The sequence below is a fragment of the Brevibacillus brevis genome (assembly GCF_001039275.2).
In the GTDB taxonomy this organism is placed as follows: domain Bacteria; phylum Bacillota; class Bacilli; order Brevibacillales; family Brevibacillaceae; genus Brevibacillus; species Brevibacillus brevis_C.
This window is the reverse complement of sequence record NZ_CP030117.1, coordinates 4,357,989-4,365,000: the sequence shown is the minus strand read 5'-3', so window position 1 is coordinate 4,365,000 and position 7,012 is coordinate 4,357,989. Positions and strand designations below refer to the sequence as shown.

The window sequence follows — 7,012 nt, the reverse complement described above, 5'->3', positions numbered from 1 at the left end:
ACTGTAAATCTGCTCCCTCCGGGTTCGGCGGTTCGAATCCGTCTCTCCCCACCATTTTTCATGAGCCATTAGCTCAGTTGGTAGAGCATCTGACTTTTAATCAGAGGGTCGAAGGTTCGAGTCCTTCATGGCTCACCAGTTTTTATAAACCCGAAAAGTGAAAGTCGGCTTATTAACAGCTCTGGCTACTTGGATGGGAAAATGCGGTCGTGGCGGAATTGGCAGACGCGCTAGATTCAGGTTCTAGTGGTGGCAACACCGTGGAGGTTCAAGTCCTCTCGACCGCACCAATCAATTTCTTCTTACAATGCGGACGTAGCTCAATTGGTAGAGCGTCGCCTTGCCAAGGCGAAGGTCGAGGGTTCGAGACCCTTCGTCCGCTCCATAACATGTGCCCTTAGCTCAGCTGGATAGAGCGTTTGACTACGAATCAAAAGGTCGGGAGTTCGAATCTCTCAGGGCACGCTTCTTTACTACAAAAGTGAAGAAGAAATAATGTCGGGAAGTAGCTCAGCTTGGTAGAGTACTTGGCTTGGGACCAAGGGGTCGCAGGTTCGAATCCTGTCTTCCCGACCATGATTTGCCCACGTTTTACAGGTTTGCCGGGGTGGCGGAATGGGCAGACGCAACAGACTTAAAATCTGTCGGGAGTTTCTCCCGTACCGGTTCAAGTCCGGTCCTCGGCACCAGCATTTATTTTCATGCGGGTGTAGTTCAATGGTAGAACTCCAGCCTTCCAAGCTGGTCGCGTGGGTTCGATTCCCATCACCCGCTCCATACATAAAGCAGAGAGCCAATAGGTTCTCTGTTTTTTTGTATCTAGGAAAGCAGGCCTATTTTTACTTGAGGAAAAAGTATGAAGGCTTATCCCATACTTGAGCAGATAAGCCTTTGTTCAATACAGGTATAATTTTTTGTCGAAAGCTGTCTGACGTTTTCTATGGTAGAAACATATGTTTTCGTGTACAGTAAAACTAAGGTCGCTTACCGATGAAATAATTGGTAACGGATCTCTTGCCTTGCCTCCTGCCTTGTCAGGGGGCTTTTTTGCGTGATACAAAAGAGAGCGACCCTAGAGCGCTTCCATGCGAGGACCAACTTCCTGGACATTCGCAATAGGCAGAGAAACGATAAAGCGTGTACGTTTTTCATTGGAATCACAATGGATCGTGCCTTGATGTTTTTCAATAATATTTTTGCAGATGGACAAGCCAATACCTGTCCCATTTTGTTTAGTCGTAAAGAATGGTTGGAAAAGATTTTCCACGATTTCGGTTGGAATCCTTTCGCCGTTGTTTTCCACACTCAAATAGAGCCATCCATCTGAAGAAGTGGAAATGACATGAATATACTTGTCTGTACGATTTTGTACGGCGTCAATGGCATTGTTTAATAGATTGACGACAACTTGCTTCAAGCCTTCTTCATAGCATGCGAGTGAGCAGGGGTGGATTTGTTTTTCAAAACGTATGTTTTCTCCCACGAGGCGCGGTGTAATCAGCATTTCTACTTCTTCAAGCAGTTCTTCTACTTGAACGATTTTAAAAATTTCGTCGAGAATTGGTTTTTTGGAAAAGCTGAGGAATCCGGTCAGTTGCCGATGTAAATTCTCAAATTCATGCATGACGACTTGGATATACGTCTGAAGCTGGGCCTGTTCCTGTGTAGACTCGCCGATCAGCTTCAGGAACCCTTCAATGGCGCACAACGGATTGCGCAGCTCATGAGCCATATTGGCGGCTATTTTACCGAGCATGGTCAATTTGTCGTTATGCAAATAGGAGATCGTTTCTTCCTTCTGGACCAGTTCTTTATTAATCATTTGTTCAAAATGATAAACAGCCCAGAAGACACTTTCATCCATGGCCTTGCCCAGTTGGCTTTCCAAATAATGCATTTCTTGTGAGGAGAGGGACCATCTTTGCAATTCCGGTTGGAGAACCCGCCAGAATACATTCCGGTACAATTGATACGTGCGCAAAATGGAGGAGAAAGGGAATTCCTGAGAACGAAGCCACTCTCCCATATCTAATGCCCAAGTCTGCATGTCATGATCTACATCCTCAACCAGATAGCGAGCCAAGAGCACTGTTCGTTTTTCTGCAAAATCGCGAGGAATGGTTACGGGAATTTCCATGCTGCGAACAATTTCTTGCAGCCATATTGTGGTGATACTTGGTGTTAAGTCTAAAATCTTCCTTGAAATCTCATAAAGGTTTAGCGTCACAGTCTCCACCATCTCTTATCCACCCCATTAAAATCGTAAGGGAAAATGCCTAATTTAGACAAGGTATAATTAGCCTGATTTCGCAATAAAATGTATTTTTTTCGGAAGTTTTTATCTACAAAATCCGCTGAAAACCGCCTTTTTTCGGAAAAATATTCAATCATGAGTCCGATTCCAGTCGCATAAAGTAGAATGGACGAACTTTATTGGACCAGGGAGGCAGGGATGGGCGAGTATTTTTGGCTGGGTCTTGTACACATCTTTATGATCGATCTGGTATTAAGCAGCGACAATGCTGTGGTCATAGGTATGGCCTGCCGCGGACTCCCAAGAAATGAGAGAAAACGGGCGATTTTATATGGGACATTGGGTGCAATCCTCTTGCGAATTGTGCTAACGGGAATGACTACCTGGATGTTGGATATTCCTCTCGTGAAGGCAATCGGGGGATTATTATTGCTATGGATAGCGTGTAAGCTGATGCTGGGTGAGAATGAAGAGCTCGCAGACGTATCGCATAATCAGACAATTGGTCAGGCAGTCAGGACCATCATAGTAGCAGATTTTGTCATGAGTTTGGACAATGTTTTGGCAGTTGGTGGAGCAGCACATGGCGATTTATGGTTAGTTTTGCTGGGATTAGCAATGAGCATTCCATTATTAATGTGGGGAAGTGTGTGGATCGCCCGCGTGATGAATCGTTTTCCCAGTATGGTCATTATAGGTGGCGGAATTCTTACCTTTACAGCAGTTGATATGTGCCTTCAGGATCCGTATGTCTGGAAGTGGGTGAATCCATTGCTTCTCAATCATATGTGGTTGCCTGTATTGGCTGCCGTAGTAGTTATGTTTTGGGGGCGGATGAAAAGGACGTGAAAAGGTGATGAGGATTGTACATTGTTGGGCATACTACAACAAAGGTCATGACCGTTTTGCGGAATGGAAGTGGTCACTTCCAGCTGAATGAAAACATAGCGGGAAAGGAACTATTTCGAAATGAATACAAGCCTCTTGATGCTATGGGGATACTGGGATGAAATCTACCAGCGTTGCACCAGACTTACCTATATTGAGAAAGGGAACAATATATTTCGCGTTGTTGTTTTACGCTATCGGGGAGAGCCACTCGTTACTACCGATAACTGCATCATTCATGACGGGGATTTGATCTTAAAGCTACATATACACAATTATTACTTTGCGACACTGTGCAAAGGAATGAAGGATGAACTGCGCGTGGCACTTCTTTTGCGAAGACATATCCTCCAATCACTGCCGAAGCTAGCCACGTTCCTGAATTCCATGGAAAATAAAGACCAAATAAAAGGGATAGTGGGAACGACCATGCTACATAAAGGGGTAACACCCCTAGGATTTTCCATTTCTGATGTGCCCATGACTTGGTTTTTTCGATACAAGCGATGGTACTTGCGTCTCATGCTTAGAATCGTGCATCCCAATGGAAAGCGACGATTGCAATCATGGAATCATGAAATGCCCTTAAAGCGTGTTTATATGTCCAAGGAATTTTTACTTAATCGATATGCTGAGGGCAAGCAGCCTCTAGGAGAGTCCTACTAATGGCAAAGCGGTTTCTGTTAGTGACAGAGGAATGGGCAGGGAGTGGTCATCGGATGGCTGCTGAAGCTCTGCAAGAAGTTTTACTGGAAATGGAGGGTGCACGATCGGCGCGAGTGGTGGGAGGACTGAAAACCGCCAGTCCAGGCTTACGTGTGCTCTCTCATTTTTTTTATCGCAATATACTGCGCTACGGTCAACCCGTGTGGCAACGCATCTATGAACAAGAAGAAATGCTGGGCAGTGCATTGACCAAAGTACTGGGATGGTGGCTATCCGATCGATTAACCAATCAACTGTTGCAAGAAGAGAAGCCAGATGTCGTCATCGCCACGCATGCATACTGCTTGTCCGCATTGGCAGAAGCGAAGAGAAGGGTGTCCAAGCCTTTCCGGCTCGTTTGTGTACCTACGGACTTTCATATCAATCGGTTTTGGGTTCATCCAGAAATTGATGCGTACATGGTGGCACACGAGCAAATTGCGCAAATGCTAATCGAACGCTATGGAATTGCCCCTGAGAAAATTCACGTTTATGGCATTCCAGTTCGGCCTGCTTTTACTACAGCGCTGCATACCGACAAAGCGGCTTTGAAAAAACAGCTTGGACTCGTGCCGGATCAATTCACCGTGCTGATTGGTGGGGGAGAAGGCGGTTATGGTGGAATGGAGCAGGTCGTACGAGAGTTGCTGTTGGAAGAGCAACCATTGCAGATCGTAGTCGTCACAGGGAAGAATACAAGCCTGTACAGACGTCTGGCGGGCTTAATAGGTACGGAGAGCACTGAGCATCGTTTTCTATTGAAAGGATTTGAGCCGCAAATGTGGCAGTGGATTGGAGCAGCTGACGTCTATATAACGAAGCCAGGTGGCATTTCATGCGCGGAGTCACTCGCTCTTAAGACACCGCTCATTTTATTCCACCCATTGCCTGGACAAGAAAAGCATAATTGCTCCTTTTTACTCGAGCAACAAGCGGCGATCTTGGCTGAAACGCCAGTAGAAATCAAAGAAATCATCAGGTCATGGCGTCAGCCTGAAAAAAAGGATGCTTTTGTAAGAGGTTTGGACAAGCTGGGGCGACCAGAAGCAGCTCATCGAATAGCCCATGCTCTGCTCCAATTAACAGACTAAAATTGGAAGAAAAAAAGAACGAATGAACAAGCAAAACTTCACACATATTAAACTTACAAACGACGAGGAGGTGATACAAATGGCGAACAACAACAGATCCAGTAACAATCTGGTGGTTCCTCAAGCAAACCAAGCTCTGGACCAACTGAAATACGAAATCGCATCCGAATTCGGTGTTCAGCTTGGACCAGACACCACTTCCCGTCAAAACGGTTCAGTTGGAGGAGAGATTACAAAACGTCTTGTCTCCTTTGCTGAGCAACAACTGGCTGGACGTGGCTAATCTCATAAGCTGGATGAAGGGAGGCACCTATGGTGTCTCTCTTTTTGTTTTTCTAATAAAAGGTAATTATTTACAAATGAAAATGGAGAAGATCACTGCATAAATAATGGGTGGACGCGGATTCTATATGTGTTAGGAGGTGAGTGGATATGACAGTAGGAGCACAAGTAAAACAAACGCTTGCCAGCTTGAAAGGTGCACAAGCAGATTTTGAAACGTTTGCTCTTAGCACGCAAAACAAGAAAGCAAAGCAATTGTATTCGCAAGCAGCAGAGCAAACGCAATCCATCGTAGACAACCTCCAGCAGCGTGTAACGGAGCTGGAAAAGGAAGAACCACAGTTTAAGGGATTCTAGTGGAAGTATAGGGAAAGGGAGAGGGACTTCCTCTCTCTTGGTTTTACTATCTATAAAAATCACCTCAGGTGATGGAGGTGGCTTATGCCTGATTGGTTATCCATCCTTTTGCGCTCAATAGGCGCTGTTGCTTACTTATTTCTATTGACAAAGATCATTGGGAAAAGGCAAATTAAGCAACTTACATACATTGAATATATCGTCGGCATCAGCATCGGTTCAATTGCGGCTTTTATGGCAACCGAAATGGATGGGCCGGTCTACCATAGTTTGATCGCCATGGGGATTTTTGCGCTTTTCCCTTATTTAATGGAGTGGCTTTCACTCAAGAGCAAGGTTCTCCGCGACTTATTTGAAGGGAAAACAACGGTTCTTATCAAGGAAGGCAAGATTTTGGAAGACAATCTGAAAAAGGAACGCTTGACCGCGGAAGACTTGATGGAGCAATTACGAATCAAAAACGTGTTCCGAGTAGCCGATGTAGAGTTTGCATTAATGGAAACAAGCGGGGAAGTCAGTGTCCTTTTAAAATCAGAGAGTCAGCCAGTAACCCCCAAACACCTTGAATTGACAGTTGCTCCTTCGGAAGAGAATCAAGTGGTCATTATGGATGGGGTGATCATGGATGAGCCCCTGGCAACAGCAGGTCTGAATCGCAGATGGGTGCGCACGGAGCTGCAAAAAGCGGGAGTGGCTTTGGAAAATGTTTTCCTCGGCCAAGTAGACAAAGGTGGAGAGCTCTATCTCGACCTGTATGACGATAAACTGATGGTTCCTGGTGCCCAAGCGATGAAGCTGGCTTTTGCTACATTGAAAAAATGTCAGGCGGATCTGGAGCTGTATGCACTCAGTACAAAGAATGAACAAATGAAGCGTACCTACCAAACCGATTCGGAACAGCTACAACAGATTATCGATCAAGTAAAACCATTCATGATACGGTAAAAAGGAGTGAGCGGCATGGCAGATCAAAAAAAGAAGAAGCTGACCCCCGTCCAGCAAGAATATCAGCAATTGGCAAAGACACACGAGCCACCACGACCGCTTTTGCGCAATTTTACCCGGGCATTTTTAGTGGGTGGCGGCATTTGTATGATCGGACAAGGGATACAAGAAATGTTCATTCATTACTTCGATTTTACGGAGAAAACCGCTGGGAATCCTACAGCAGCTGTCTTGATCATTCTTTCGGCTCTTTTGACCGGTTTAGGACTATATGACCGGATTGCCCAATGGGCTGGGGCAGGAACGAGTGTGCCGGTTACGGGCTTTGCCAACTCGATTGCTTCTGCAGCCATTGAGCACCGCAGCGAAGGATTTGTACTGGGGGTCGGCGGTAACATGTTCAAGCTCGCGGGGTCAGTGATTGTGTTTGGAGTGGCGGCGGCCTTCGTCGTTGGCTTGATCAAAACATTGTTTACGATGGGAGGCTGAC

Annotated in this window: 8 protein-coding genes and 8 tRNA genes (1 of these 16 running past the window's edge); 15 read left to right on the top strand and 1 reads right to left on the bottom strand. The window is 45.7% G+C overall.

Annotation, left to right across the window (positions count from 1 at the left end; genetic code table 11):
- From AB432_RS21140 to AB432_RS21105, 8 genes are all read left to right on the top strand, one after another.
- A tRNA-Tyr gene (locus tag AB432_RS21140) sits at positions 1 to 54 on the top strand (it extends 31 nt beyond the left edge of the window).
- Positions 55 to 62: 8 nt separating this feature from the next.
- Positions 63 to 138: transfer RNA gene (locus AB432_RS21135), tRNA-Lys, on the top strand.
- Between the two features lie 65 nt (positions 139 to 203).
- A tRNA-Leu gene (locus AB432_RS21130) sits at positions 204 to 290 on the top strand.
- 19 nt (positions 291 to 309) lie between these two features.
- Positions 310 to 385, top strand: a tRNA-Gly gene (locus AB432_RS21125).
- A gap of 6 nt (positions 386 to 391) precedes the next feature.
- A tRNA-Arg gene (locus tag AB432_RS21120) sits at positions 392 to 465 on the top strand.
- A 34-nt stretch (positions 466 to 499) separates the two neighbouring features.
- Positions 500 to 576: transfer RNA gene (locus AB432_RS21115), tRNA-Pro, on the top strand.
- 25 nt (positions 577 to 601) lie between these two features.
- Positions 602 to 689: transfer RNA gene (locus AB432_RS21110), tRNA-Leu, on the top strand.
- A 14-nt stretch (positions 690 to 703) separates the two neighbouring features.
- Positions 704 to 777 (top strand) — tRNA-Gly (locus AB432_RS21105).
- A 295-nt stretch (positions 778 to 1,072) separates the two neighbouring features.
- Here AB432_RS21105 and AB432_RS21100 read toward each other — a convergent pair.
- On the bottom strand, positions 1,073 to 2,239 hold the full coding sequence (locus tag AB432_RS21100) for a sensor histidine kinase (RefSeq protein ID WP_048033958.1): 1,167 nt from the start codon (positions 2,237 to 2,239) through the stop codon (positions 1,073 to 1,075).
- A gap of 213 nt (positions 2,240 to 2,452) precedes the next feature.
- On the opposite strand from AB432_RS21100, the gene AB432_RS21095 reads away from it, so the two are divergent.
- The 7 genes from AB432_RS21095 to spoVAC all read left to right on the top strand — a co-directional run bounded on the left by AB432_RS21095 (position 2,453) and on the right by spoVAC (position 7,011).
- Positions 2,453 to 3,103: a TerC family protein gene (locus AB432_RS21095; RefSeq protein WP_048033957.1), complete on the top strand. Its 651-nt coding sequence runs from the start codon at positions 2,453 to 2,455 to the stop codon at positions 3,101 to 3,103.
- A 120-nt stretch (positions 3,104 to 3,223) separates the two neighbouring features.
- Entirely contained in the window at positions 3,224 to 3,808 is a 585-nt protein-coding gene (locus AB432_RS21090; protein WP_048033956.1) for a YkoP family protein, read from the top strand.
- The gene (locus AB432_RS21085; RefSeq protein ID WP_048033955.1) at positions 3,808 to 4,938 is read left to right on the top strand and encodes an MGDG synthase family glycosyltransferase; all 1,131 of its coding nucleotides are present in this window, start codon (positions 3,808 to 3,810) and stop codon (positions 4,936 to 4,938) included. The genes AB432_RS21090 and AB432_RS21085 overlap by 1 nt, the downstream gene beginning before the upstream one ends.
- A 79-nt stretch (positions 4,939 to 5,017) precedes the next feature.
- Positions 5,018 to 5,221, top strand: a complete 204-nt coding sequence (locus AB432_RS21080) for an alpha/beta-type small acid-soluble spore protein (RefSeq protein ID WP_007717155.1) — start codon at positions 5,018 to 5,020, stop codon at positions 5,219 to 5,221.
- Between the two features lie 149 nt (positions 5,222 to 5,370).
- The gene (locus AB432_RS21075) at positions 5,371 to 5,577 is read left to right on the top strand and encodes a DUF1657 domain-containing protein (RefSeq protein WP_007717150.1); all 207 of its coding nucleotides are present in this window, start codon (positions 5,371 to 5,373) and stop codon (positions 5,575 to 5,577) included.
- Between the two features lie 84 nt (positions 5,578 to 5,661).
- The gene (locus tag AB432_RS21070) at positions 5,662 to 6,522 is read left to right on the top strand and encodes a DUF421 domain-containing protein (RefSeq protein WP_048033954.1); all 861 of its coding nucleotides are present in this window, start codon (positions 5,662 to 5,664) and stop codon (positions 6,520 to 6,522) included.
- Positions 6,523 to 6,537: 15 nt separating this feature from the next.
- Entirely contained in the window at positions 6,538 to 7,011 is a 474-nt protein-coding gene (spoVAC, locus tag AB432_RS21065; RefSeq protein WP_048033953.1) for a stage V sporulation protein AC, read from the top strand.
- The last annotated feature ends 1 nt before the right edge of the window (position 7,012 follow it).

Bases quoted from the DNA above. Each gene is read 5' to 3' on its own strand.
- AB432_RS21070 (WP_048033954.1), top strand. From the start codon at position 5,662: ATGCCTGATTGGTTATCCATCCTTTTGCGCTCAATAGGCGCTGTTGCT.
- AB432_RS21100 (WP_048033958.1), bottom strand. From the start codon at position 2,239: ATGGTGGAGACTGTGACGCTAAACCTTTATGAGATTTCAAGGAAGATT.
- AB432_RS21075 (WP_007717150.1), top strand. From the start codon at position 5,371: ATGACAGTAGGAGCACAAGTAAAACAAACGCTTGCCAGCTTGAAAGGT.
- AB432_RS21090 (WP_048033956.1), top strand. From the start codon at position 3,224: ATGAATACAAGCCTCTTGATGCTATGGGGATACTGGGATGAAATCTAC.
- AB432_RS21080 (WP_007717155.1), top strand. From the start codon at position 5,018: ATGGCGAACAACAACAGATCCAGTAACAATCTGGTGGTTCCTCAAGCA.
- AB432_RS21085 (WP_048033955.1), top strand. From the start codon at position 3,808: ATGGCAAAGCGGTTTCTGTTAGTGACAGAGGAATGGGCAGGGAGTGGT.
- spoVAC (WP_048033953.1), top strand. From the start codon at position 6,538: ATGGCAGATCAAAAAAAGAAGAAGCTGACCCCCGTCCAGCAAGAATAT.
- AB432_RS21095 (WP_048033957.1), top strand. From the start codon at position 2,453: ATGGGCGAGTATTTTTGGCTGGGTCTTGTACACATCTTTATGATCGAT.